Below are 24,836 nucleotides of genomic sequence, written 5' to 3' on the forward strand. Positions count from 1 at the left end.
ACGGTTTATAAGTAAAAGAGACGATACTGGGTCTGTAGCTCAGGTGGTTAGAGCGTTCGCCTGATAAGCGAGAGGTCGGTGGTTCGAGTCCACTCAGACCCACCAATTTCTTTTGAAATTGGCATGCAGTATCGACACCTTGATGGGGCTATAGCTCAGCTGGGAGAGCGCCTGCCTTGCACGCAGGAGGTCTGCGGTTCGATCCCGCATAGCTCCACCATCTTTAAGTGTTCTTGAAAAAGAATCTTTAAAAATGGTTTCATTAAGAAATCTAGCTCTTTAACAATTTGGAAAGCTGACAAAACAATCTTTAAGATTGTTTGTAAAGTTCTCAATGTTTGTCTTTATGACAAACACCAAAAAACACATTCAAGTGTTCTTGGGAATATCACTTTTACAGTGATTATTCGAAATTGAGTCCGGCAAAATCGAAATGTCTCTCGCTCATTCAAATAATGAGAGACAACTTTGGTGATTTGAACATCAACTCGAAACTCCTTCGGGTTGTATGGTTAAGTGACTAAGCGTACACGGTGGATGCCTTGGCAGTCAGAGGCGATGAAGGACGTATTAACTTGCGATAAGCCCAGATTAGGTAGTAAAAACCATTTGAGTCTGGGATTTCCGAATGGGGAAACCCACTTACATAAGTAAGTATCGCTGCGTGAATACATAGCGCAGCGAGGCGAACCGGGGGAACTGAAACATCTAAGTACCCCGAGGAAAAGAAATCAACCGAGATTCCGAAAGTAGCGGCGAGCGAAATTGGACTAGCCCTTAAGCTTTTTATGCGTCAGGTGAAACTTCTGGAAAGTTGTGCGATACAGGGTGATAGCCCCGTAACCGGCAACGCATATAAAGTGAAATCGAGTAGGGCGGGACACGTGATATCCTGTCTGAATATGGGGGGACCATCCTCCAAGGCTAAATACTACTGACTGACCGATAGTGAACCAGTACCGTGAGGGAAAGGCGAAAAGAACCCCTGTGAGGGGAGTGAAATAGAACCTGAAACCGTGTACGTACAAGCAGTAGGAGCACCTTCGTGGTGTGACTGCGTACCTTTTGTATAATGGGTCAGCGACTTATATTCAGTGGCAAGGTTAACCATCTAGGGGAGCCGTAGCGAAAGCGAGTGTTAACTGCGCGACTCAGTCGCTGGATATAGACCCGAAACCAGGTGATCTAGCCATGGGCAGGTTGAAGATTGAGTAACATCAATTGGAGGACCGAACCGACTAATGTTGAAAAATTAGCGGATGACTTGTGGCTAGGGGTGAAAGGCCAATCAAACCTGGAGATAGCTGGTTCTCCCCGAAAGCTATTTAGGTAGCGCCTCGGACGAATACTACTGGGGGTAGAGCACTGTTAAGGCTAGGGGGTCATCCCGACTTACCAACCCTTTGCAAACTCCGAATACCAGTAAGTACTATCCGGGAGACACACGGCGGGTGCTAACGTCCGTCGTGGAGAGGGAAACAACCCAGACCGCCAGCTAAGGTCCCAAATTACTACTAAGTGGGAAACGATGTGGGAAGGCTCAGACAGCCAGGATGTTGGCTTAGAAGCAGCCATCATTTAAAGAAAGCGTAATAGCTCACTGGTCGAGTCGGCCTGCGCGGAAGATGTAACGGGGCTAAGTAGTAAACCGAAGCTGCGGCAATGCACTTTAGTGCATTGGGTAGGGGAGCGTTCTGTAAGCGGTTGAAGGTGTGTGGTAACGCATGCTGGACGTATCAGAAGTGCGAATGCTGACATGAGTAACGATAAAGGGGGTGAAAAACCTCCTCGCCGGAAGACCAAGGGTTCCTGTCCAACGTTAATCGGGGCAGGGTAAGTCGACCCCTAAGGCGAGGCCGAAAGGCGTAGTCGATGGGAAACGGGTTAATATTCCCGTACTTCTTACAATTGCGATGGGGGGACGGAGAAGGCTAGGTGGGCCTGGCGACGGTTGTCCAGGTTCAAGTGCGTAGGCTGAGAAATTAGGTAAATCCGGTTTCTCTTAAGGCTGAGACACGACGTCGAGCTACTACGGTAGTGAAGTCATTGATGCCATGCTTCCAGGAAAAGCCTCTAAGCTTCAGATTGTAAGGAATCGTACCCCAAACCGACACAGGTGGTCGGGTAGAGAATACCAAGGCGCTTGAGAGAACTCGGGTGAAGGAACTAGGCAAAATGGTACCGTAACTTCGGGAGAAGGTACGCTCTTGATGGTGAAGTCCCTTGCGGATGGAGCTGACGAGAGTCGCAGATACCAGGTGGCTGCAACTGTTTATTAAAAACACAGCACTGTGCAAAATCGTAAGATGACGTATACGGTGTGACGCCTGCCCGGTGCCGGAAGGTTAATTGATGGGGTTAGACTTCGGTCGAAGCTCTTGATCGAAGCCCCGGTAAACGGCGGCCGTAACTATAACGGTCCTAAGGTAGCGAAATTCCTTGTCGGGTAAGTTCCGACCTGCACGAATGGCGTAATGATGGCCACGCTGTCTCCACCCGAGACTCAGTGAAATTGAAATCGCTGTGAAGATGCAGTGTACCCGCGGCTAGACGGAAAGACCCCGTGAACCTTTACTACAGCTTGGCACTGAACATTGACCCTACATGTGTAGGATAGGTGGGAGGCTTTGAAGCAAGTACGCCAGTATTTGTGGAGCCGTCCTTGAAATACCACCCTTGTAGTGTTGATGTTCTAACGTCGACCCCTAATCGGGGTTGCGGACAGTGCCTGGTGGGTAGTTTGACTGGGGCGGTCTCCTCCCAAAGAGTAACGGAGGAGCACGAAGGTGGGCTAATCACGGTTGGACATCGTGAGGTTAGTGCAATGGCATAAGCCCGCTTGACTGCGAGAATGACAATTCGAGCAGGTGCGAAAGCAGGTCATAGTGATCCGGTGGTTCTGAATGGAAGGGCCATCGCTCAACGGATAAAAGGTACTCCGGGGATAACAGGCTGATACCGCCCAAGAGTTCATATCGACGGCGGTGTTTGGCACCTCGATGTCGGCTCATCACATCCTGGGGCTGAAGTCGGTCCCAAGGGTATGGCTGTTCGCCATTTAAAGTGGTACGCGAGCTGGGTTTAGAACGTCGTGAGACAGTTCGGTCCCTATCTGCCGTGGGCGTTGGAAGATTGAAGGGGGCTGCTCCTAGTACGAGAGGACCGGAGTGGACGAACCTCTGGTGTTCGGGTTGTGTCGCCAGACGCATTGCCCGGTAGCTAAGTTCGGAATCGATAACCGCTGAAAGCATCTAAGCGGGAAGCGAGCCCTGAGATGAGTCTTCCCTGATACTTTAAGTATCCTAAAGGGTTGTTCGAGACTAGAACGTTGATAGGCAGGGTGTGTAAGCGTTGTGAGGCGTTGAGCTAACCTGTACTAATTGCCCGTGAGGCTTAACCATACAACACCCAAGGGGTTTTGATGGACTCGATGTAAGAACATTGAATGTGTATAAATAGAACTTAACATCAGTTTTCCAGATTAAAGAATTTGCTTGGCGACCATAGCGATTTGGACCCACCTGACTTCCATTCCGAACTCAGAAGTGAAACGAATTAGCGCCGATGGTAGTGTGGGGCTTCCCCATGTGAGAGTAGGACATCGCCAGGCTTTAACATCATTACTGGTCTTAGACGAGTAATAACATCATCAGTGTACTAATCTGACGATGACAATTTGTGGAGAGATGGCTGAGTGGTTGAAAGCACCGGTCTTGAAAACCGGCATACGTTAATAGCGTATCTAGGGTTCAAATCCCTATCTCTCCGCCACTATTAAGAAGCCTCGCTAGAAATAGCGAGGCTTTTTTCATTTCTGGCGTTTGTGAATTAGACGGGATTTGCATCAAGTCCTAAGTCAGTCGCGACCCCGGATTAGTTGCCCCTGAACTCAGACACTACATAGAAAGCCTGTTGAGAAACCAACGGGCTTTTGTCGTTTCTGGTACTTGGGAGGTAGTTCAAGGCATCTGAATCAACCTCCTAACCGAGTACAGCTCCAAACTAGCGCTTCTGCTCTCCACTCAATAAGCAGCCCAGTGTTAAGTCGTACTTTGAGGCCTTCTATTTTCTCTGTCTGAAGGATTATAGAAGCCGCCGTCTAGCGAAAGTGATTGAGCTTTCTCCTCGCCATTCCTATCCCTATCTTCTCAACAAAAGAGAGTTTCTACTCGCTGTAGTATTCAATATGTATTAGAGCGTCTGAGCACCTTTTAATACTTATTACCGATGAACATGACTCTTTGCTTTAGCTTTTATAACAAACGCTACCCAAGCGCTGTATGGGGCCTTTCTCATTGAAATGAGTACATAACATTACTCTAATTATTTCTTTTGCCATTACTACGCTTTACTGTGCTCTGAAGGAGGTTTTCCCTCCTAACCATTTAGAACCAATCTCTCTATCTTGTAGGAAGTGCTCGCGGCTGTTTCACGTGGTTCTTAATGACACGAAGAAGAGCAGCTTGGAATGAACGACAGAAGCTTTGATGATTATTTCTAATCAGGTGTAGGCAGTAGAGGGTTCTCTGCTCTTAGGGGAGTCAGTCGTTACGATGATAGGGTGTGAGAAATTGCAGGCAATAAAAAAGCCGACAGTAAACTGTCGGCTTTTTACTTTCTGAATCGCTTAGTTGTTTTGAACTAGCGTTAGCGCTTTACGAGAGACCTCGTGAGCCGCTTTTGTCAGGTTTTGCTTCTCTAGTGTGTCTGCTAGGTAAGCATAGTCAGAAACGTCTGAGCGAAGTTTTAGCGCAACCTCAAAGTGCTCTTGCGCTTCTTGCCATTTTTCTTGGCGGAAGAAGAAGTGCGCTAATGCACTTTGTGCCGCTGCGTTTTCTGGTTCACGCTTCAAGACACCTTCCAAGAATACGATGACTGGGTGACTATCCGGTAGGTTTAGCTCTGGCAGTAATTGGTAGAGCTCTGGTGTTGGGCTTTTCTTCAGTGCTTCTTTGATTACTGTGAATGCTTCGTTATCTGCTTTACGTGAGATGAGCTCGTGAGCAAAACAACCGATCAAATGAGCGTCTTGTTTTACCTTACGTGGCAAACCATTCCAGTGTGAGATAAGACCTTCGCTGCCTTGCTGCTGAGCCACTTCGTGTAGCAAGCCGCATTGTGCTTTCTGAACCAGCTCCGCTTGCTCTTCTTCCGTAACCAGTTTGGCTTTGCTTAGCTGAGGCATCAGGTCTATCAGCGGTTGCCATAGCTTAAGTTGCATGTAAGTGGTTTTAAGCAGGTTAAGAACAATCGAGTTATTCGCGTACTGACCTTTCAGTGTTTGCAGTGTGTCGAATGCAGATTCGAATTCGTTATCACGAATAAACTGTTTTGCACGAGTCAGTTCTACTGCTAGGTGCGCATTTTCTTGCTGGCTTGCTAGCTCTAGGTACTGGTCACGCTTCGCTTTGTCACCTTGACCTTGTGCTGCTTCTGAAGCCACTAGGTAACACAGGAGAGGCATGTCGTGGTGGTTTGCCCAACGTGTCACTTTCTTCTCTGCACCTTTCCAGTCACCTTCAAGTAGCTTGATGATGCCTTCGTTGGTGTAACGACGAGAGCGACGCATTTTGCGCACACTGAAATAGTTCCAAGTGCTTGAGCTTGCGTACACCAACTTCTTGACTAGGTACTCTAAGAAGAACAACGCTGCCAATGCGGCAATCACAAAGATCACCAGAGTAGTGACACTCATCTCTATCGTTGTATTCGCGATTGAGATCAGGACATAACCTTGCTGACCTGAGAACTGAGTGCCAACGAACAGACCAGCACCAAGAACAACAAATAGGAAAATAAGACGAACCATTACTTATCCTCCGTACCTGTCATAGTGGTCACTTCACGACGTAGGCGTTCACGAATCACGTCAGAGAGTTGGTTTTGGCTTTCTAGCTTCGCAGGGTATTCAACTTGAATGTCTTGCTTACTCAGTTGGCTCAGTGTCTTGTTGAATTCTTTCACCGAGTTGTCGTCTTGGTTGAAGAATGCCATTGCCCATTTGTCTGCTGTTTCTAAAGAGGTGGTGTAGATTTCACCTTGCTCTTGGTAAACCGCTTTGATTGCCGTCTCTAACTTCGCTTTGATGTTTTCTTTCAAGTAGAAGTGTTGTTGTGGTGACAATAGAGGGATTACGTTGCCGTCACGAGTGCGGAAGGTAATGAAGTTTTCTGAGAAGTCTTTTAATGACGTCATCAAGTTATCTTGCCAGTTTGCAATGTCTTCAGACACTTGTTGTTTCTCTACCGCAGCCGCTTCTGGTAGCAAAGCATTCGCAAGTGGCAGCTTGTCTACTTGCTGTTGTAGCGCAGTGAGGCGCAATACCAAGCCATCACGGTCTACTAAAGGAACAACACGCAGCTTAGTAATGTCGTTTGCCATGGCTTTACGCAGACCGACCAAGCTTGGATCGTTCAGCGCGGCGATACGTTGATCCGCGCTTTCCATCAATTGAGTCGCGCTTTCTACATCGTGCTCTAAGAACAATTTACGACCTGCCAGTTTTACTAGGTAGTCAGCTTCTGCTAGTAGCCAGTCGTTTGGACGACGACCTTTCACATCAGCGACAGCCAGTTGTAGGCTTTCGATGCTCTTTTGTTGCTGACCCAGTACCACTTCTGCTTTGTGAGTGACAGTGGTCGCTTTTTCAATGGTTTCTTCTTTTACTTGGCTAAGCTCTTGCTTCATTGCTGATTGAGCTTGTTCCAGTTGGCTTTGCAGTTGAGCGATCTGAGTTTGGTATTCAGATTGCTGCTCAAGCATTTTGTAAGTGAGACCGCCACCAAAAATCAGTGATAAGACGATAGCAACAGTACCTAGCTTGACGCCGCGTTTGCCTTGCTTCTCTTCAAATTCAACTTTGTTTGGTTGTTCTGGTTTGGTTGGCTCAGCAGGCTTTGATTCTGCCTTGCTTGGTTCAGATTCCTTCTTAGGCGTGTCTTTTTCAGCTAGCGGTGCCGATGTGGTTTCTTCGGAAAGGTTTTTATCGTTATTCTTTTGGTCGTTATTTTTACTTGTCATGCCTATATCCTGTGTAGCTAGGGCTGGAGAGCAGCCAGTAATTCTTGGTTGGATGCGCTTCCTGTGCACCTGACCTGAGTGAAGCCCCGTTGAATTGCGATGTCAGCGATTCGCTGACTGGGGATATACAACTCTTGTTGATTAAGCCAAGTCAATTGCTCTGACGTCAATTGGCTGCACAAATAATCCAGTTGTTCACCACTGGTGACGATAACCTGGTCGATTTGTTGGGTTTTCCATAGTGAGACACAGCTTACTGGATCGAATGGGATAAATTCTCTCTTATAAGTCTCACTATAGTGAACTTTTGCTCCACGTCTCACCAATGCATCTTTTATCAGCTCTCGACCACCGTTGCCACGGAGGATCAGAACTGTTTGTTTTTCTACATTGTTTAGCTCGGGAAGCTGCAACAAGTGCTCACTATCACTGACTTGTGGATAGTGTACTTTCTGTTGGGTACATTTGCTCAAATAGTGTGCTGTTTTTTGACCAACGGCAAGGTATATAGCCTGCTTAGACCATGATTTAGCGTGGTTCTGCAAGATTTGCTCTGCGCATTGCACCGCATGTTGGCTAACAGCAATGATGATTTGAGCGGTTTCAATGTATTTGGAGAGTTGTGTGTCGCTGAGATCGGCGACGATGTCGATCAGAGGATGATGAATTGCAGTTTTGCCGTGCCTTTCGAGCAGAGAGCAAAGCGCCATGCCTTGCTCTCCCGGACGAGTGACCAACACTGCCATGATTATTCGTGGTCTGCGTACAGTTTGGTTAGGATGTCGCGCGCACCGTTTTCAAGTAGCTCGTTAGCCAGTTGAACACCGAGTGCTTCGGCATCGTTACGGTGACCGCGAATTTCACCACGCACAATTAGGCTGCCGTCTGGTTCGCCAACCAATGCGCGTAGCCAAATGTTGTCACCATCAAGCAGTGAGTAACTGCCGATAGGCACCTGACAGCCGCCTTCAAGCGTGAGGTTCATCGCGCGCTCACATCTTACGCGGTCTGCCGTATCTTGGTGGTTTAGTGGCTCAAGCAGTTTAAGTAGACGTTCGTCATCCACACGGCACTCAATACCTACTGCACCTTGGCCTACTGCTGGTAGCGATTGCTCTGGCTCGATAAAGCTACGGATGCGCTCTTCTAGCTCAAGGCGTTTCAGACCTGCAGCAGCAAGAATGATTGCATCGTATTCACCTGCATCTAGCTTACCTAGACGAGTACCTACGTTACCACGCAGCTCTTTGATAACTAGGTCTGGGCGGTATTCTTTTAACTGACACTGACGACGCAGGCTACAAGTACCTACAACTGCACCTTGTGGCAGCTCATCAATGTTGTTGTAAGTGTTAGAAACGAATGCATCACGTGGGTCTTCACGCTCACAAATCGTCACCAAGCCAAGACCTTCAGGGAAGTCTACTGGTACATCTTTCATTGAGTGCACCGCAAGGTCTGCGCGACCTTCAAGCATTGCCACTTCTAGCTCTTTCACAAACAAGCCTTTACCACCGACTTTGGCTAGCGGTGTATCCAAAATGATGTCGCCTTTGGTCACCATAGTAACCAGCTCAACTTCCAGACCTGGATGAGCGGCTTGAAGTGCGTCTTTTACATAGTGAGCTTGCCATAGGGCAAGAGGGCTTTTTCGAGTTGCAATGCGAATTGGCGTAGATTGTGTCATGGTCTTCTCAATGCTGTTTTAGTTTTGCCTAATCCTACCACTCAACGCGTGAAAGTCTTAATGTTAGTTAGGCTTCTCTTGGTGTCATGAATCGAATTACATGACGTTATGAAAATAGTGTGACTGGATTCTCATTTAGGCTAAGGACTATTATTAGTTATAGGTGAATACAAGCGACACTACTGCGCTATCGATTTTTGCGACTAGTGTGGGGTTTTCAGACCACAACTATTTGCGGGTGGAAATCTTTACCAACCCTGATGAAAGTGTTAAATTGATCACGTTTTTACACCATTTTGGTTTAAAACATCAGCAGATTTTCGTGATTGTTCAACCAAGGAACTTCCCTTGCAGGCTTACACCCAAAAACTTATTCAGCGATTAGATAACCTGAACCAGCAACGGATCGACCGTGCGCTGGCGCTTATGGATTCGCAAAGCCAGCAAGTCTTCCACTTGATTCCAGCCTTGTTGAACTACAACCACCCTGTTATTCCCGGCTACTACGATGCAGACGTCCCTTATGGTGTGTTTGGTCTAGAGCTGAACGAGCTCCAACAGCAATTCCTTGATGATACCCAACTGACAATCGGTCAACCGCTTAAGACGGCAGAGCAACCTGCGATCTTAGGTTTGTACACCATGGGCAGTACGTCTTCTATTGGTCAAAGTACTTCAAGTGATTTGGATATTTGGGTGTGTATCTCACCGGAGATGGATAACGACCAACGTGAACTGCTGACCAACAAATGCTTGCTGATCACCGATTGGGCACAAAGCCAAGGTGTAGAAGCGAACTTCTTCTTAATGGATGAAGAGCGTTTTCGTAGTAACCGTTCTGAAGAGATGACCGGCGATAACTGTGGTTCTTCTCAGCATCTATTACTGCTGGATGAATTCTACCGTTCTGCGGTTCGTCTGGCAGGACAGCGCTTGTTGTGGCAAATCGTGCCACCAGAAATGGAAGAGTGTTACGACGAGTACGTTGCACTGCTTTGTAAAGATGGCTACATCAACTGTGATGAGTGGATCAACTTTGGTCAGCTTAACCGCATTCCTGCTGAAGAATACTTCGGTTCGAACTTGTGGCAGCTGTACAAGAGTATCGATTCCCCTTACAAGTCCGTGTTGAAAGCGATCCTGCTTGAAGCTTACTCGTGGGAATACCCGCACACACAACTTCTCAGTATCGACACCAAACGTCGCTTCTTTGCCCACGAGCCTGACTTGTACGGCATGGATGCGTACTACTTGATGCTAGAGAAAGTAACGCGTTACCTAGAGCGAATCCAAGACGACACACGTTTGGATTTAGTTCGCCGCTGTTTCTACCTTAAAACCCATGAAAAACTGTCTCGCGAACCTGATGTAGGTTCTGTAGCTTGGCGTCGTGAAGCCTTGAGCGACATGATTGCGAAATGGGATTGGGATGAAGCGGTATTGGCAGAGCTCGACGATCGCCGTAACTGGAAAGTAGAACAAGTGAAAGTGGTGCACCATGCATTGTTGGATGCTTTGATGCAAAGCTACCGTAACTTGATTCAGTTTGCGCGTCGCAACGACATTACTTCGGCGATCAGCCCGCAAGATATTAGCATTCTTGCCCGTAAGCTGTACGCGGCATTCGAAGTGCTGCCGGGTAAAGTTACCTTGCTTAACCCTCAGATCTCGCCAGATTTGCACGAACCCGACTTAAGCTTCATTGAAGTAAAAGAGGGTGGGGTGAACAAATCAGGTTGGTACTTGTACAAGCAACCACTGATTGCGCACCGCATTCTTGGGCAACCTTGTCTTGAGCACCATGAGTACTTGAGTAAGTTGGTTTCTTGGGCGTTCTTCAATGGTTTGATTACGGAATCTACTCGCCTGCATGCCGTTGTTCGTGAGGCGCAGTTAGACATCGATAAGTTCTACCAAATGGTGAGTGACCTACGTAACACCTTCTCGTTACGCAAGCGTCGCCCAACCATGCAAGCGCTCGGTAGCCCGTGCGAAATTAGTCAGATGGCGATGTTCATCAACTTTGAAAATGATCCTACGGCAGAGCTGTCTGGCCGCTCACTCAAAGTGGATGTGAAGAACACTGATATCTTCAGCTTTGGTCCTGAGCAAATTAACTTGGTCGGCAGTGTCGATTTGGTTTATCGCAACTCATGGCACGAAGTGCGTACCCTGCACTTCAAAGGCGAAACTGCGATGCTAGATGCGTTGAAGACCATCCTTGGTAAAATGCACCAAGATGCGATTCCGCCAGAGTCGGTGGATGTATTCTGCTACGCGAAGAACATGCGTGGTGTGATGCGCAATATGGTGTATCAGCTATTGGCAGAGTGTATCGACTTACGTTTGAAGCCAGTTGAACAAGAGAAACGCCGTCGCTTTAAAGCCATGCGCCTTGCTAACCAAACTTACGGTTTGTTCTTTGAACGTCGTGGCGTATCGGTTCAGAAACTGGAAAACTCGGTCGATTTCTACCGCAGCATTTCAACCAACAAGCTGAAAGGTTCACCGCTGTTGATGCTGGATCGTGAGCAAGAGTATCAACTACCAGAAGTAGTGGATGGCTTTGCCAGTGAAGGTTTGGTGCAGTTCTTCTTTGAAGACACTGACGATGGTTTCAATATCTACGTACTGGATGAGTCAAACCAAGTTGAGGTTTATCATCAATTCAGTGGTTCGAAAGATGAAATGATTGCGTCTGTGAACAGCTTTTACACCTCGGTGAAAGATGATAATCGTGTATCGTCCAAGTTTATTAACTTTAACTTGCCGCAGTACTACCAAATTATTCATCCAGAAGAAGGGAACACCTACATTATCCCTTACCGTAATGATGGCTGTACGCCGACTCGCCCAACCAAAGCGGTGAACGCGTAAACCGAACAACAAAAAAGAGCACCTCGGTGCTCTTTTTTCGTTTAGGTGACTGGTCGTCAAGAAGACCCATTTGGCTTATGCCCAATCGATCGTTTCACCAGCGTGTTTTTCACACTCTTCTTTCACCATTTCAAACAGTTCCATGCCCGTTTTAGAGCAAGTCCATTTGTTGTCGACTAGCTTGAAGTGGAAGCCACCAGACTTCGATGCCAACCAGATCTCATGCATTGGCTCTTGGCGGTTAATGATGATTTGGCTGCGGTCTTCAAACTCTAATGTCATTACGTTGCCAGTGACTTCGTAATCAATGTCTGCACCTGAATCATCGATGGATTCTTCGATGAGTTGCATCTGCGCATCCACGAGTTGATGAAATTCAGTATCGTTCATCCGTCTATCCTATTGCTTTTCCTGAGTGTGGTGCGATTATAGGGGGCATTGGTTTAATAATCACGATATGCAAAATGAAAAAATTACTTACTGTGTTGTTTGTGATGGTTGCAGCGACACTTGCTGGTTGCGGTCAATCAGGTTCACTTTACATCCCAGATGACGCTCAGCAGAACGAGCAGTCACAATAATTAGCCACCCTTAGGGTGAAATCAGGGTTTAGCAGTCGAATTAATTAAGGGAAGCAAATTTTGGATTACTTCAACTATCAGGATGATGGCCAGCTTTGGGCCGAAGACGTCTCACTTCAAGCTCTTGCCGAGCAGCATGGCACTCCTCTTTATGTTTACTCACGCGCGACGTTAGAGCGTCATTGGAATGCGTTCGATAGCGCTGTGGGTCAGCATCCTCATCTTGTTTGTTACGCAGTAAAAGCAAACTCAAACCTTGGCGTATTGAACGCACTGGCTCGTTTGGGCTCAGGCTTTGATATCGTATCTGGTGGTGAGCTTGAGCGTGTTATCGCGGCTGGCGGTGATGCGAAGAAGGTGGTGTTCTCGGGTGTTGGTAAAACGCCTGCAGAGATGAAACGCGCACTGGAACTGGGCATTAAATGCTTCAACGTGGAATCAGAGCCTGAGCTTGAGCGCTTGAACAAAGTCGCGGGCGAGCTAGGCGTGGTTGCACCGATTTCTCTACGAATTAACCCTGACGTAGACGCTAAGACTCACCCTTACATTTCGACTGGTCTACGTGACAATAAATTTGGTATCGCGTTTGACCGTGCGCCTGCGGTATATAAATTTGCTCAGAGCCTACCAAACCTAAACGTTCAAGGTATCGACTGCCACATCGGTTCTCAGCTGACTGAGATTGAACCTTTCATCGACGCAACAGATCGTCTACTAGCGTTGATTGATGACTTGAAAGCACAAGGCATCAACATCCGTCACTTGGACGTTGGTGGTGGTCTAGGCGTGGTATATCGTGATGAATTGCCACCACAGCCTTCTGATTACGCGAAAGCACTGTTAGGTCGTCTTGAGAACCATCAAGATCTTGAACTGATTTTCGAACCAGGCCGTGCGATTGCAGCTAACGCCGGTATCTTGCTAACGCGTGTGGAATTCCTTAAGCACACAGAGCACAAGAACTTTGCGATTATCGATGCGGCAATGAACGATTTAATGCGTCCTGCGCTGTACCAAGCATGGCAAGATATTGTTCCTGTAGTACCACGTGAAGGTGAAGCACAGACTTACGATTTGGTCGGTCCTATCTGTGAAACGGGCGATTTCTTGGGCAAAGATCGAGCACTAGTGCTGCAAGAAGGTGATCTACTCGCGGTTCGCTCTGCTGGCGCCTATGGTTTTGTGATGTCTTCGAACTACAATACTCGTACCCGAGCGGCGGAAGTGATGGTGGATGGCAATCAAAGCCACCTTGTTCGCCAGCGTGAGGAGCTGACCAGTTTGTGGCAGCTGGAACAGATTCTACCGGAGTAACACACAACAAATGCATTTCCACTTTTCCAAAATGCACGGTTTGGGCAACGACTTTATGGTCGTCGACTGCATTACCCAGAACGTGTTTTTCTCGCAAGATTTGATCCGTCGTTTGGCGGATCGTCACACGGGCGTTGGTTTTGACCAATTGCTCGTGGTTGAAGCGCCTTATGATCCTGAAAGCGACTTCCATTATCGCATTTTTAATGCCGATGGCAGTGAAGTTGAGCAGTGTGGTAATGGCGCTCGCTGTTTCGCACGTTTCGTCCGTTTGAAAGGCTTGACCAACAAGTACAGCATCAGCGTGAGCACCAAGAAAGGTAAGATGATTCTTGATGTTGAAGACGATGGTGAAGTTACGGTGAACATGGGCGTACCTGAGTTCGAGCCGAACAAGATCCCTTTCAAAGCGAAGCAGAAAGAGAAAACCTACATCATGCGTGCAGGCGATAAGACCCTGTTCTGTGGCGCAGTGAGCATGGGTAACCCGCATGTGGTGACCGTGGTTGACGATGTGGATACGGCTGAAGTGGAAACACTTGGCCCGCTACTAGAATCACATGAGCGCTTCCCTGAGCGTGTGAACGCGGGCTTTATGCAAGTTGTGAATCGCAATCACATTCGTCTGCGCGTGTATGAGCGTGGCGCGGGTGAAACGCAAGCTTGCGGCAGCGGTGCCTGTGGCGCAGTTGCGGTGGGCATCCTGCAAGGTCTACTGGATGAAAACGTGAAAGTTTCACTTCCTGGTGGTGACCTACGCATCTCTTGGCAAGGTCCAGGCAAACCGCTGTTTATGACTGGTCCTGCAACTCACGTATTTGATGGTCAATTGTCGTGCTAGTTGAAGAGCAAGAAAACCAGATCTCAGAAGTTGAAGCGGATGCGCTGACTGCAGAAGTGGTGGCGCAGTATTTAAAAGACCACCCAGACTTCTTTGTTCAGCGCCCTGAATTGGTCGATCGCCTATCTTTGCCACATACAGATTTAGGTACGGTTTCTTTGGTTCACATTCAAATGAACCGCCAGCGCCAGCGTATAGAAGAGCTAGAAGAAGAAATCACTACTCTGATGTCTTTGGCGGCGAACAACGATCGCACCTTCTACGAGTTCATGGATCTGCAAGGGCAAATCCTTAAGTGTGGTGACTTCAAGCAAGTCATCAACGCCATTGAACTCAAAGCCAAAGACCTTGGTTTGAAGGCTTATGTGCGTCTATTGAGCCAGTGTGATGCTGCGACTCAATTGAGTAAGGAAAGCTACCAACGTTTTGCTACCAACCACTTAAACGGCAAAGAGGCGTACTTAGGTCGTCTGCGTAAAGTGGATCGTGAAGCGTTGTTTGGGGATATGGACGTTCCAGAAATGGGTTCCTATGTGGTGTTACCGCTTGTGAAAAAACAGACGCTTGGCGTACTGGCATTTTCTAGCGAGGATGGCGGTCATTTCCAACCAGATATGGATACCTTGTTTTTGCGTCACCTATCCTTAGTAGTGGCACATCTCGCTCAAACATTGGTATGGCAAAGTCACGATGACGACAACTCCCAACACTCCTCTGCCAAATAGTCTTCAAAAGCCTCTTGAACGCTTCTACGAATTCCTGCGAAGCGAAAAGGGGCTTAGCCTGCACACCCAACGCAACTACAAACAACAATTGGAAACCATGGCTCACCACTTGGCTGAGATGGGGTTGAAAGATTGGTCGCAAGTTGATGCGGGTTGGGTGCGTCAACTGGCAGGTAAAGGCATGCGTGAAGGCATGAAAGCCAGCAGCTTAGCGACACGCTTATCTTCTCTACGCAGCTTTTTCGATTTCCTGATCCTACGTGGAGAAATGTCAGCGAACCCAGCCAAAGGGGTTTCGGCGCCACGTAAGAAACGTCCACTACCAAAGAACCTTGATGTGGATGAAGTAAACCAATTGCTCGAAGTAAACGAGGACGACCCGTTAGCGGTGCGCGATCGTGCCATGATGGAGCTAATGTACGGCGCTGGTCTGCGTTTGGCAGAACTGGTTAGCGTCGATGTGCGTGATGTTCAGTTACGTAGTGGCGAATTACGAGTGATTGGTAAAGGTGACAAAGAGCGTAAAGTGCCATTCTCTGGTATGGCAACCGAATGGGTTGGCAAGTGGTTGCGTGTACGTGGTGATTTAGCTGCGCCGGGTGAACCTGCCTTGTTTGTATCTAAGCTGGGTACACGAATCTCACATCGCAGTGTGCAAAAGCGCATGGCGGAGTGGGGGCAGAAACAGTCCGTCGCGAGTCACATTAGCCCGCACAAACTGCGACACTCGTTTGCAACGCACATGCTGGAATCGAGCAATAACTTACGTGCGGTGCAAGAGTTATTGGGGCATGAAAACATCTCCACCACCCAAATCTATACCCACTTGGATTTCCAACATTTAGCGCAAGCTTATGATCAGGCGCATCCAAGAGCGCGTAAGAGAAACGACGACAAGTCGGATTAACCAAGGAATCCCATGAAATTCTACCGCCGTATTGCGCCTGTAAAGGCGATGACGTTTGACCTTGATGACACCCTCTATGACAACTACCCAGTGATAGTTCGTATGGAGCGTGAGTTGTTATCTTGGCTTAAACACCATCATCCGGCGGTCGCTCACATGGATAAAACCGATTGGTTTGCACTCAAGCAGCGTGTCGTGCAGCAACAACCTGAGCTGAAGAGTGATGTCACTTTGTGGCGTTTAGTGCAGCTCAAGCAAGCTTTCTCTCAAGTTGGGTACGATAACGAAGCGGCGCATACCGCTGCGCAAGCCGCAGTCGAGGTCGCTTTAGATTGGCGTAACCGTTTTGAAGTACCACAGCAAAGCCTCGATGTACTTGCTGAACTCGAGCAAGAAATCCCGCTGGTAGCGATCACCAACGGTAATGTCGATTTAGATAGAATTGGTCTTACGCCTTATTTCCAGCAAGTGCTGAAAGCAGGGCCAGATGGCAGCGCGAAACCTGCGCCGGACATGTTCACCAAAGCGCAGCAGTTTCTGGATTTGCCTAGTGAGCACATTCTTCATGTCGGTGACCACTTAGTAACAGACGTTCAAGGCGCGAAACTCGCGGGTTTTGCCGCATGCTGGTTCAATGATATGAATAAAAATGTCATTACTCAGGCAAAAACGCGAACGTTACCTGACATTGAAATCAATAACTTGCAGTCGTTACTCGCGCTTTTGTAATCGCTTTCGCATTAATCCATGCAATCTTAATTCTGACCCTAGAAAAGCCGCCTAAAGCCACGTAAATTACTCTCATCAAAGTAAAATAATAAAACCACTTTCATGTGGTGTGGCTTGATGACGGCAGTGGTAGGGTAAATGCGAGCATTCTCTCAACTGGTTCAAAATGTGGATCAGCTTAATGACTTTTTAGTCACTTCTCAGTGTTGTGCAGATAAACGTTATCTGGTGCAACTCTTATCCACCCAATCACGCGACTCCGCCGTCTCGCTCGCTCGGGCAATACTCGAAAGATTACCCAACACGCACATCATCGGTCACAGCACCCGTCACGTTATCTTGGAAGGTGAAATCATCAACCATGGCTGCTTAGTGTGTGTGATGGAGTTTGAACAAACCACGCTCACGTCTGCGGTTCAGCATTATTCCTTCTCGCCAGATATCGACGGCTACGATCTCAAGCAAGCTTTACAGCTGCAAGATAACTCCAAAGCCATTATTAGCTTTTCTGTCCAAATCGAACGCCGTGACTATCCGGTGTATCGCGTATTTGATGCCGACGGTCCGAAGGTTTCTGGCGGCTTGGCTCAAACCATCGATGACGGTTGTTGGGTTTTGCATCAAGACCAAGTTTATGACGAAGCGGTTGTCGCGGTTGCCTTGCACAGCAATACTTTGAAAACATGGACGAGTGCGTATTCTGAGTGGAACCCAATCGGTATGCCGCACAAGGTTACTCACGCCAAAGGGACGCGCTTGTATCGCTTAGGAGAGCGTAAAGCGCTGGATGTGTACAAACATTACCTTGCTGATGGGCACGACCTGACGCTTAATCAACTGCTGAATTTTCCACTTTATCGCGAATCTATTGGGCGCAAAGAGGTGTGTGCCGTGACGGAAATCCATCCCGACGGCAGCATGAGCTTCGATCGCCCTTGGTGCTTGGGTGATGAAGTGCAGTTCTGTTACAACCATCCTTCGTTAACGCTTGAGCAAGTTCGCCATGGGGTGGTGGAGCTTTCCATGCATCAACCTGAAGCCGTGATGATTTATAACTGCGCATCGCGACTTGATTTTATTGATAGCAGCGATGAAGTTCGTGCCTTCACGGACATTTCTCACACGTCGGGCAGTTACTGCATGGGCGAGTTGTACGGCGAGAATCACCAACAAGAAATTCTGCACCATAGCCTGACTTATTTGGCGATGCGTGAAGGGGATGAAGTTGCTGCGCTTAACATGCCACAGCAAGAAGTGAGCACTTCTATCTCTCCCTTGTTTAGCCTGATCCGCAATGCGATTGGCGATCTCAACAACATGAATGCTCATATGGGCTATCAACTCGATCGCCAAGCGAAAAAGCTAGAACAGAGCTTCCGCCGAGATAGCCGCACAGGATTACAAAATCGCGTTGCGTTGCAAGAGCGTTTGATCAGCATTGATACCGATGAGCATTTACTGACACTTAAACTGCTTAACTTTAGCCATATCAACGAAAAGTACGGCTATCGCGTTGGCGACCAACTGTTGAAAGACTTGTCGATGCACTTTAGCAATCGCCTGCGTAAACGCCTTGGTAAACCGGCTGCGCTACAGCTTTATAGCATTGGTGTTGGTGAGTGGGCGTTCTTATTCAAAGCTGACACCAGTAGCGAAGCGATCAAGCAACACTTTACTCGCTTTGCTGACGCGGTCGAGCAAACCAACTTTGAGCCAAGTGGCTTACGAGACATTGATTACCTTTCGATTTCGCTGTGTGGTGGTTTAGTCAGCCGTCGTGATTTTCCAACTGCATCGCCGGATGAATTGCTCCTCAAAGGCATTGAAGCGCGAAGAGCTGGGGTGCGAAGTAATACTCACATCTGTAATGCCAAAGACATTGAGGTTAATGAAGATGTGCGGAAAGAGCAGTTGGGTTGGTTGAGTTGTGTGAGCCGCGCCATTCTCAAGCAGAACATCATTACCTACAGTCAGCCAATTGTGCACGCTTACAACCATCGTCCCGCGAGCCAAGAGTGTTTGGTGCGCATCATGGAAGAGGATGGCAGCATCATTGCGCCGGGGCGTTTCTTCCCCATCATTTCTGATACGCATTTGTACACGCGCTTGAGTCGTCACATGATTCGCTCAACACTCAACTACATGAAAGACCAGCATGGTGACTTCTCAATTAACTTGTCACCTCAGGATTTACTCAGTGATAAAACCTTGATGTTGCTTGAACATGCCATTACCAAACTTAACGACCCAAGACGGATTGGTTTGGAAGTGTTGGAGTCAGAGCAAATCAAAGATTACGGACGAATGATTGAGGTGTGCAGTCACTTTAGAAGCCTAGGTGCACGCATCATTGTGGATGATTTTGGTTCGGGTTACTCCAATATTGATGAGATCCTCAAGTTAGAGCCGGAAGTCATTAAGCTTGATGGCAGTTTGATTCGCTACATCGACAAAGACCAAAAGCAGCGCAAGATTGCTTCGCAGTTGGTGCGTTTGTGTCAGGTGTTTAACGCCAAGACCGTCGCTGAGTTCGTGCACAACAAAGAGGTGTGTGACATTGCTCAGGACATGGGTGTGGACTATCTGCAAGGTTATTACTTAGGTGAACCGACACGTTTGTTTTAATGTGCTTTGCTCTAATTGAGCTTAAGAGCTCTAACGTTTTGTTTCACGTGAAACAGCATCCAATAAAAAACGCAGCGTTAAAGCTGCGTTTTTTTGATTCTTAAGGGCGTTAGACTTTGAGCTCGTGACCACTTTTCTCGGCTTGGAAACGAGGAAGGTATTGCTCGAAGAAGTCCAGCATCTGTTGCTGGTTTTGCTCTTCAGCAAGTTGTCCGAGCAATTGCGCAGCTACTTCAAAGGTACATAGGTTACCTTCTTGTTGGTTGCGACGCAGTTGATACTGGGAATCGACTTGAGTGGTTAAGCCCATCATCGCGATACCTTCTAGCCATCGGCTTTTGTTGATCATCTTGCGCGCCTCTTGCCAAGTTGCATCAAGAATGATGTACAACGGTTGTCTGTCTTGCTCGGTACTTTGTTGCTGTACTTGTTCAAGCGTTAGGCTCTCTTCACTTGGGAATAGCAGTACTGGCAGCAGGCTTGGATTCGCTAGCGTTTCTAACAACTCTGCTGGTGGCGTTTTTCGGTCCCAAACGACTTGAGTGACATTCAGTTGGCACTGGGCGAGCAGTTTGCCAGTGTTGGTATCGCGCGTCAGTTCATTAGGGTGCATTAACAGCATCAGCGATTGTTCACTGCTTAACTTAGGCAGCAGTGAACAGATGCAGTTGAACTGGAAGCCACAATGTGGACAAGGCTGCACCATTACAAGCGCACTCCATCGCGAACAGGGCTGATGCCGTCTGAGAACAGACGTACGCCGCTGACTTGCTCTTTGTTCGCTTTTGGCGCCAAGCTTGGGTTGATTGGGTAGCTCACGCCTGTGTATTGCATCACGTGTTGCCCAGGCGTTGCGCCGCCACCGCTGACATTGAAAATGAGATCACGCCAGCCGTGCGAGGTTTGTTGACCAAGCATAATTGGGCTTTGTACTAACGTCATACGGCTGTTGAAGCGCCACTCTTTTTCGTAGTTTTCGAAGACGAGTAGAGTACAACCGCCAGAGCCACACCAATCAAGTTGCACCAGTAATTCTTCATCACCATCGCCATTCAGATCGTAGGTCAGCCAACGGTATTGGTTATTGCTTGGGTTGGTTTGATTAATGAAAAAGTAGTTACGTACCGCCGCATCCACTTTTGAATTAAATTCGGCACTGGATGGAATGTCCGCAGCTGCAATTGGCGCACTACCGCGTTCAGGAGCCGCTTGTTCAATACCTGAGTTACGCACTGCTGCTGGGTATAGCACTAAACCGCCATCGGCAATGGGATAAACCAAATTGCCCACTTTCTCTTTGACTGCTTTCAGCTGGTTGCCTTCGCGAGTAAATAGGCGCTCGGTCATTAAGCGTTGTTGCTGGTGGTGAGTCATCAATACTTGTACTTGCGATGGGCTCAGTTGTTGCCAGTAGCCGCGTTCAATCAATGGCGGTTGCCCGTCTGAATAGCTGTATTTGGTGATGGCACTGTGGTCGCTGTTGAGTGTCATTTGCACTTCGAACCCTTGCGACTGGGTTGATGTTGCCACGTAAGTGTTCACCCACTCGAGTGTTGAGTCTACGTTGGCCGCCATACCGCAGCCTTGGTAGGTTTTATCGTCATGCTCTAGCGTCGCTTTCCAGCCGTAGAGAGAGTTGCTCATGGTGTCTGAACACAAGTTCTCGGTCATGCGTAGCTCACCATCGTTAAGTTGATAGGTGCGTTGGCGAGGCTGCAGTTTGCTGCTGTCGATTTCGAGCGTTTGTGTCGACTTGCCCATTTGCTGGAACTTGAGTGTGTTGCCTTCAAAGCTGGCTGACCACGATGGCTCGTTACCAAAGACTCGTGTTGGTTTACTGGTTTGTTTGCAGCGTTGTGGGTTTTCTGTGGTGAGGAAGTTTACTTGCTCTACTACGAAGTTCGCGTCGAAGTCTGCAGAGAAACCATCAACACCAGGAGGATTGAGATGACCAATCACTTCTCCATACATGGTTTGATAAGGTTCATTGGTTAATGCGATGGCTCGTTGCACCTGTTGTGGTGACAGTTGCAGCCAGTATTGTTTGTCGCTACCACAAGGTGTGATGTACTGGCTTTCATGCCCAATCACGACTTCACCACGCAGCATAAAGGTTTGAGGTAAGATGGTTTCTGGCTTATCTAAGGATGCAGGCGGAGTTGTTGGTGTGTCTGCATCGGACTGCTGTGGTTGCATGCTACATGCTTGCAGCACCAGCAGTGTGGCTAATGCCACTGGGTTTTTCAAAGCCTTCATGTTATATCTTCCTCATTACTCAATCTGCATCGGATGGCATTATGGCATATTGGTTATTTAAAACAGAACCAGATACCTTTTCTATTGACACGCTTCGAACCCAAAAGGTTTCATGTTGGGAGGGAGTTCGTAATTATCAGGCGCGTAATATGATGCGTGACCAAGTCAAATTGGGCGACTTGGTGCTGATTTACCATTCCTCTTGTAAGAACGTGGGTGTGGCTGGTATTGCCAAAGTGACCCGTGAAGCCTATCCCGATCATTTCCAGTTTGACCTAGAGAGCGATTATTACGACCCGAAATCCGACCCAGAAAATCCGCGTTGGATAATGGTGGATATTGAGTTTGTGCGTAAGACTGAACGCTTGATCCCGTTATCGGTTATGAAGGCGATGCCAGAGCTAGAAAACATGCCATTAGTGAAACGCGGCAATCGCTTATCGATCATGCCGGTGAGCGAAGAAGAGTGGCAAGCAATCCTCGGTAAAGAGAAGTTGCCGAGTCAGCGATAAAAGAAAAAGGGCTGCATAGTGCAGCCCTTTGTGATTTTGCTAATAACCTACTGTTGATATCTAATACAGGTTATAGCAGATGATCTTGCAGGTAGTGTGCAACCGCATCGTCGGCGTTGCTGCCGATCACTTCATTGTTTGGTAGTGCTTTCATCACTTTCTCGTGAGAAGTGCCCATCACCAAACCTTTACCCGCCATGGATAGCATTTCTACGTCGTTCATGCCGTCACCAAACGCGATGGTGTTTTCTAGTGTCAAACCAATTGATTCTGCCACTGCTTTTAGAGCGTCACCTTTAGAAACACCCGCACTCATTACTTCCAGACACCAAGGTGTTGAGAATGCGATATTTAGTCGGTCGCCAAATTGTTCACGCAGCTTCGTTTCGAAGGTAACAAGATGTTCATGGTCTTGCGCTGGGTGGGTGAAGAACACTTTTGCAATGCCGTCAGTTGGCGCATTGTCTTGGTCGTACAATTTGTAAGTGAACTCTTCGTGGAAATCACGCAGTTGTTCGTCGTCTTTGTTCAGCAACCAGTCGTCGTTTTGATACATGTGGATAAGTATTTCAGGATCCGTTTTGATCGTGTCGATCACTGGCTGAACCAAATCTTCCGGTACGTTCTGGCTGTACATCTCTTGATCATTTTGGTCGTGCACACGAGCGCCGTTTGAAGTGATCATATAAGCCGGAATACCTACCGTGCGACGAATGCTTGCGACGTCTACGTGGTGGCGACCCGTTGCAAAGACAAATGTGTAGCCTTGTTCATGCAGCGCTTTGAGCGTCTCTTTCGAGTAAGCGCTTAGCTGGTGGTTTGGTGCGAGTAAAGTGCCATCCAGATCTGAGGCAACGATTTTAGTGATCTCTTTGCAAGGTAGCGATGTGCTCATGAAGCCCTCGTAAACGGTTCGGATAGAGTAGAACAGGTTGATTGCACACGGAGCGCAGTAGATTGACTAGGTCGTACTGCTCCGAGTGCGGGGAACATGATGAAGTTTACGCCAAAATAAGGAGGAAAAAGAGGGTAAATCGCAGACCTCGTATTTCCTCTTTAATTCTTTTTATGCGCTTTGAGCACGCATAAAGGAAAAGACAGCGTCCAGAGCTTGGTTACGGTATTGGTCTTTTTCGAACAAAATTTCGTGCTCTGCACCAGCAATCGAAACTAGGCTGGCATTGGGGTTGGTCTTACTTAGCTTATCGATAAAGCGTTGCTGCGCGGCGTTACTCACGATGCGATCATTGCCTGACTGAACCAATAAAACCGGAACTTTAATTTGGCGTGTCAGCAAAATACATTGCTTAGCAGCCATTAAACCTTGCCAAACCCAGCGGGTGCTTGGCCCACCGACTTGCAGCTCGGGTTTGTCGTTGTATAAACCACGGAACCAATGATAACGATCGTAGCTTTGGCTAAGAGGGTTATCTTCAAACGGTTTTGTGTAATACGCTTTATGTCCCGGAGCATAGCTAGGCTTTGTCGAAACTGCCGCTAAGATTTGGCTGACCGGAATCGCGATAGGGCTGAGATACCAAGGTAGGTTGATACCAAACATTGGGGAACTCAGAATCAAACCATCAAAGTTGTGTTCTGGATGTGTTTGCAGGTAGCGTGTGGCAATTGCACCGCCCATTGAGTGAGCAATGATAAAGCGTTGCCGATATCCGCTTAAATCAAGCTGCTGCAGCACCAATTCCATATCTTCAATGTAATCATTAAAGTCATAGACGTGACCCATGTCTGAGTCTGGAATTAGGCGATCTGATAAACCTTGTCCTCGGTGGTCAAACGAATAAACGTCATAACCCTGTCGGTACAGGTCGTAGAACAGTTCTTGGTATTTCCAGGAAGCTTCAATGCGACCGTTGACGATCAGCACGGCTTTTGTGTGCTCAGGATTGGTGAGTTTGCACCAGTAGATTTTCTTTTTCTCTGTCCCTTTTACAAAGCCTTCTTGGCGTTCTTGCCAAAGTGCTGCGATCGGACCACCTATTGCTTGCTCAAATAAAGTCTCTTGAGTATAAGTCAAAGGTGAATGGTTAATAGCCATTAGTCGATTACCTGAAGATACGTTGTTTACGCGATGTATCATCGAAGAATTATTGAGGAAATGCAATGGATACCCACGTTTGGTTAGCCTATGTGGTAACAGCAATCGTTTTTAGTCTGGCTCCGGGATCTGGTACCGTCAACTCAATCAGCAATGGTTTGAGTTACGGCACGCGCAAGTCATTGGGTGCTATCGTTGGTTTACAAATCGGTTTGGCGATTCATATTGCTCTGGTTGGTGCTGGTATCGGTGCGTTGGTCGCACAATCGGCAACGGCATTTACCGTGATCAAGTGGGTGGGTGCGGCTTACCTTGTGTGGCTTGGCATTCAAAAGTGGCGTGATACGTCCGGCTTGGTTGCAACCGAAAGCCACAAAGCCATGTCAGGCACTTCTCTGTTGTACAAAGCCATTCTTATTAACCTGACAAACCCAAAATCGATCGTCTTCTTGGTGGCACTGTTTCCACAGTTTATCGACCCAGCGAAAGACCAATTGACGCAGCTATTGGTATTGGGTGTGACCACAGTAACCATTGATGCGTTTGTGATGCTGGGTTACACCAGTTTGGCTGCACAAATGGGGCGCTTTATTCGCTCAGATAAGATCATGGGCAAAATTAATAAAGTATTCGGTTCAATGTTCATGGGATGTGGTGCATTATTAGCGGCAGCTAAGTAACAAATTATAAAAAGCACAATAATTTC

The 24,836-nt window shown here is 47.7% G+C and carries 19 protein-coding genes, 3 tRNA genes and 2 rRNA genes; 15 read left to right on the plus strand and 9 right to left on the minus strand.

All coding sequences use genetic code 11. From position 1 onward, the window contains the following. Nucleotides 1–28: 28 nt before the first annotated feature. The 5 genes from A9237_RS08675 to A9237_RS08695 all read left to right on the plus strand — a co-directional run bounded on the left by A9237_RS08675 (nt 29) and on the right by A9237_RS08695 (nt 3,771). Nucleotides 29–105, plus strand: a tRNA-Ile gene (locus A9237_RS08675). Nucleotides 106–144: 39 nt separating this feature from the next. Then, a tRNA-Ala gene (locus A9237_RS08680) sits at nt 145–220 on the plus strand. Nucleotides 221–510: 290 nt separating this feature from the next. Next, nucleotides 511–3,401 (plus strand): 23S ribosomal RNA (locus tag A9237_RS08685). 92 nt (nt 3,402–3,493) lie between these two features. Further along, nucleotides 3,494–3,610: ribosomal RNA gene (rrf, locus tag A9237_RS08690) — 5S ribosomal RNA — on the plus strand. A 70-nt stretch (nt 3,611–3,680) separates the two neighbouring features. Continuing rightward, a tRNA-Ser gene (locus tag A9237_RS08695) sits at nt 3,681–3,771 on the plus strand. An 856-nt stretch (nt 3,772–4,627) separates the two neighbouring features. On the opposite strand, the gene A9237_RS08700 is transcribed toward A9237_RS08695, so the two are convergent. Genes A9237_RS08700 through hemC form a run of 4 tightly spaced genes read right to left on the minus strand, consistent with a single transcriptional unit; the run spans nt 4,628 to nt 8,707 of the window. Beyond that, complete coding sequence (locus A9237_RS08700) at nt 4,628–5,809, minus strand: heme biosynthesis protein HemY (RefSeq protein ID WP_078608042.1); 1,182 nt, start codon at nt 5,807–5,809, stop codon at nt 4,628–4,630. Next, nucleotides 5,809–7,020, minus strand: coding sequence for a uroporphyrinogen-III C-methyltransferase (locus A9237_RS08705; protein WP_039842618.1), 1,212 nt, complete (start codon nt 7,018–7,020; stop codon nt 5,809–5,811). The genes A9237_RS08700 and A9237_RS08705 overlap by 1 nt, the downstream gene beginning before the upstream one ends. A 17-nt stretch (nt 7,021–7,037) precedes the next feature. Then, nucleotides 7,038–7,766: a uroporphyrinogen-III synthase gene (locus A9237_RS08710; RefSeq protein WP_078608043.1), complete on the minus strand. Its 729-nt coding sequence runs from the start codon at nt 7,764–7,766 to the stop codon at nt 7,038–7,040. A gap of 2 nt (nt 7,767–7,768) precedes the next feature. Next, nucleotides 7,769–8,707 (minus strand): hydroxymethylbilane synthase, encoded by a 939-nt coding sequence (gene hemC / locus A9237_RS08715; RefSeq protein WP_005438556.1) that lies wholly within the window; start codon nt 8,705–8,707, stop codon nt 7,769–7,771. Nucleotides 8,708–9,055: 348 nt separating this feature from the next. Here hemC and A9237_RS08720 point away from each other — a divergent pair, with 348 nt between their 5' ends. Further along, nucleotides 9,056–11,584: a class I adenylate cyclase gene (locus A9237_RS08720; protein ID WP_078608044.1), complete on the plus strand. Its 2,529-nt coding sequence runs from the start codon at nt 9,056–9,058 to the stop codon at nt 11,582–11,584. Between the two features lie 75 nt (nt 11,585–11,659). Here A9237_RS08720 and cyaY read toward each other — a convergent pair whose 3' ends face one another. After that, nucleotides 11,660–11,974: an iron donor protein CyaY gene (gene cyaY / locus A9237_RS08725; protein ID WP_005438551.1), complete on the minus strand. Its 315-nt coding sequence runs from the start codon at nt 11,972–11,974 to the stop codon at nt 11,660–11,662. Nucleotides 11,975–12,048: 74 nt separating this feature from the next. Here cyaY and lptM point away from each other — a divergent pair, with 74 nt between their 5' ends. From lptM to A9237_RS08760, 7 genes are all read left to right on the plus strand, one after another. Then, nucleotides 12,049–12,165: an LPS translocon maturation chaperone LptM gene (lptM, locus tag A9237_RS27655; protein WP_005533626.1), complete on the plus strand. Its 117-nt coding sequence runs from the start codon at nt 12,049–12,051 to the stop codon at nt 12,163–12,165. Nucleotides 12,166–12,225: 60 nt separating this feature from the next. Then, a complete protein-coding gene (gene lysA, locus A9237_RS08735) occupies nt 12,226–13,479 on the plus strand; it encodes a diaminopimelate decarboxylase (protein WP_045416895.1) in 1,254 nt (417 codons plus the stop codon). A gap of 10 nt (nt 13,480–13,489) precedes the next feature. Further along, a complete protein-coding gene (dapF, locus tag A9237_RS08740; protein ID WP_005438548.1) occupies nt 13,490–14,320 on the plus strand; it encodes a diaminopimelate epimerase in 831 nt (276 codons plus the stop codon). Between the two features lie 20 nt (nt 14,321–14,340). Then, nucleotides 14,341–15,045, plus strand: a complete 705-nt coding sequence (locus A9237_RS08745; protein ID WP_033005832.1) for a DUF484 family protein — start codon at nt 14,341–14,343, stop codon at nt 15,043–15,045. Continuing rightward, on the plus strand, nt 15,011–15,952 hold the full coding sequence (xerC, locus tag A9237_RS08750; RefSeq protein WP_005430404.1) for a tyrosine recombinase XerC: 942 nt from the start codon (nt 15,011–15,013) through the stop codon (nt 15,950–15,952). The genes A9237_RS08745 and xerC overlap by 35 nt, the downstream gene beginning before the upstream one ends. A 12-nt stretch (nt 15,953–15,964) precedes the next feature. Further along, on the plus strand, nt 15,965–16,681 hold the full coding sequence (gene yigB, locus A9237_RS08755) for a 5-amino-6-(5-phospho-D-ribitylamino)uracil phosphatase YigB (protein ID WP_078608045.1): 717 nt from the start codon (nt 15,965–15,967) through the stop codon (nt 16,679–16,681). 138 nt (nt 16,682–16,819) lie between these two features. Continuing rightward, a complete protein-coding gene (locus A9237_RS08760) occupies nt 16,820–19,306 on the plus strand; it encodes a bifunctional diguanylate cyclase/phosphodiesterase (protein ID WP_078608046.1) in 2,487 nt (828 codons plus the stop codon). Between the two features lie 109 nt (nt 19,307–19,415). On the opposite strand, the gene A9237_RS08765 is transcribed toward A9237_RS08760, so the two are convergent. Continuing rightward, on the minus strand, nt 19,416–20,012 hold the full coding sequence (locus A9237_RS08765) for a tRNA-uridine aminocarboxypropyltransferase (RefSeq protein WP_078608047.1): 597 nt from the start codon (nt 20,010–20,012) through the stop codon (nt 19,416–19,418). Next, nucleotides 20,012–21,562, minus strand: a complete 1,551-nt coding sequence (locus A9237_RS08770) for a COG3650 family protein (RefSeq protein WP_078608048.1) — start codon at nt 21,560–21,562, stop codon at nt 20,012–20,014. Before A9237_RS08770 ends, A9237_RS08765 begins: the two co-directional genes overlap by 1 nt. 41 nt (nt 21,563–21,603) lie before the next feature. On the opposite strand from A9237_RS08770, the gene A9237_RS08775 reads away from it, so the two are divergent. Then, nucleotides 21,604–22,074, plus strand: coding sequence for an EVE domain-containing protein (locus tag A9237_RS08775; RefSeq protein ID WP_005452022.1), 471 nt, complete (start codon nt 21,604–21,606; stop codon nt 22,072–22,074). Nucleotides 22,075–22,144: 70 nt separating this feature from the next. On the opposite strand, the gene A9237_RS08780 is transcribed toward A9237_RS08775, so the two are convergent. Together A9237_RS08780 and A9237_RS08785 are read right to left on the minus strand one after the other, a co-directional pair. Further along, nucleotides 22,145–22,969, minus strand: coding sequence for a Cof-type HAD-IIB family hydrolase (locus tag A9237_RS08780; protein WP_005438534.1), 825 nt, complete (start codon nt 22,967–22,969; stop codon nt 22,145–22,147). A gap of 171 nt (nt 22,970–23,140) precedes the next feature. Further along, the gene (locus A9237_RS08785; RefSeq protein WP_078608049.1) at nt 23,141–24,130 is read right to left on the minus strand and encodes an alpha/beta fold hydrolase; all 990 of its coding nucleotides are present in this window, start codon (nt 24,128–24,130) and stop codon (nt 23,141–23,143) included. Nucleotides 24,131–24,195: 65 nt separating this feature from the next. On the opposite strand from A9237_RS08785, the gene rhtB reads away from it, so the two are divergent. Then, the gene (gene rhtB, locus A9237_RS08790) at nt 24,196–24,810 is read left to right on the plus strand and encodes a homoserine/homoserine lactone efflux protein (protein ID WP_005430372.1); all 615 of its coding nucleotides are present in this window, start codon (nt 24,196–24,198) and stop codon (nt 24,808–24,810) included. Nucleotides 24,811–24,836 lie beyond the last annotated feature (26 nt).

The sequence above is a fragment of the Vibrio owensii genome, assembly GCF_002021755.1.
Classification (GTDB): domain Bacteria; phylum Pseudomonadota; class Gammaproteobacteria; order Enterobacterales; family Vibrionaceae; genus Vibrio; species Vibrio owensii.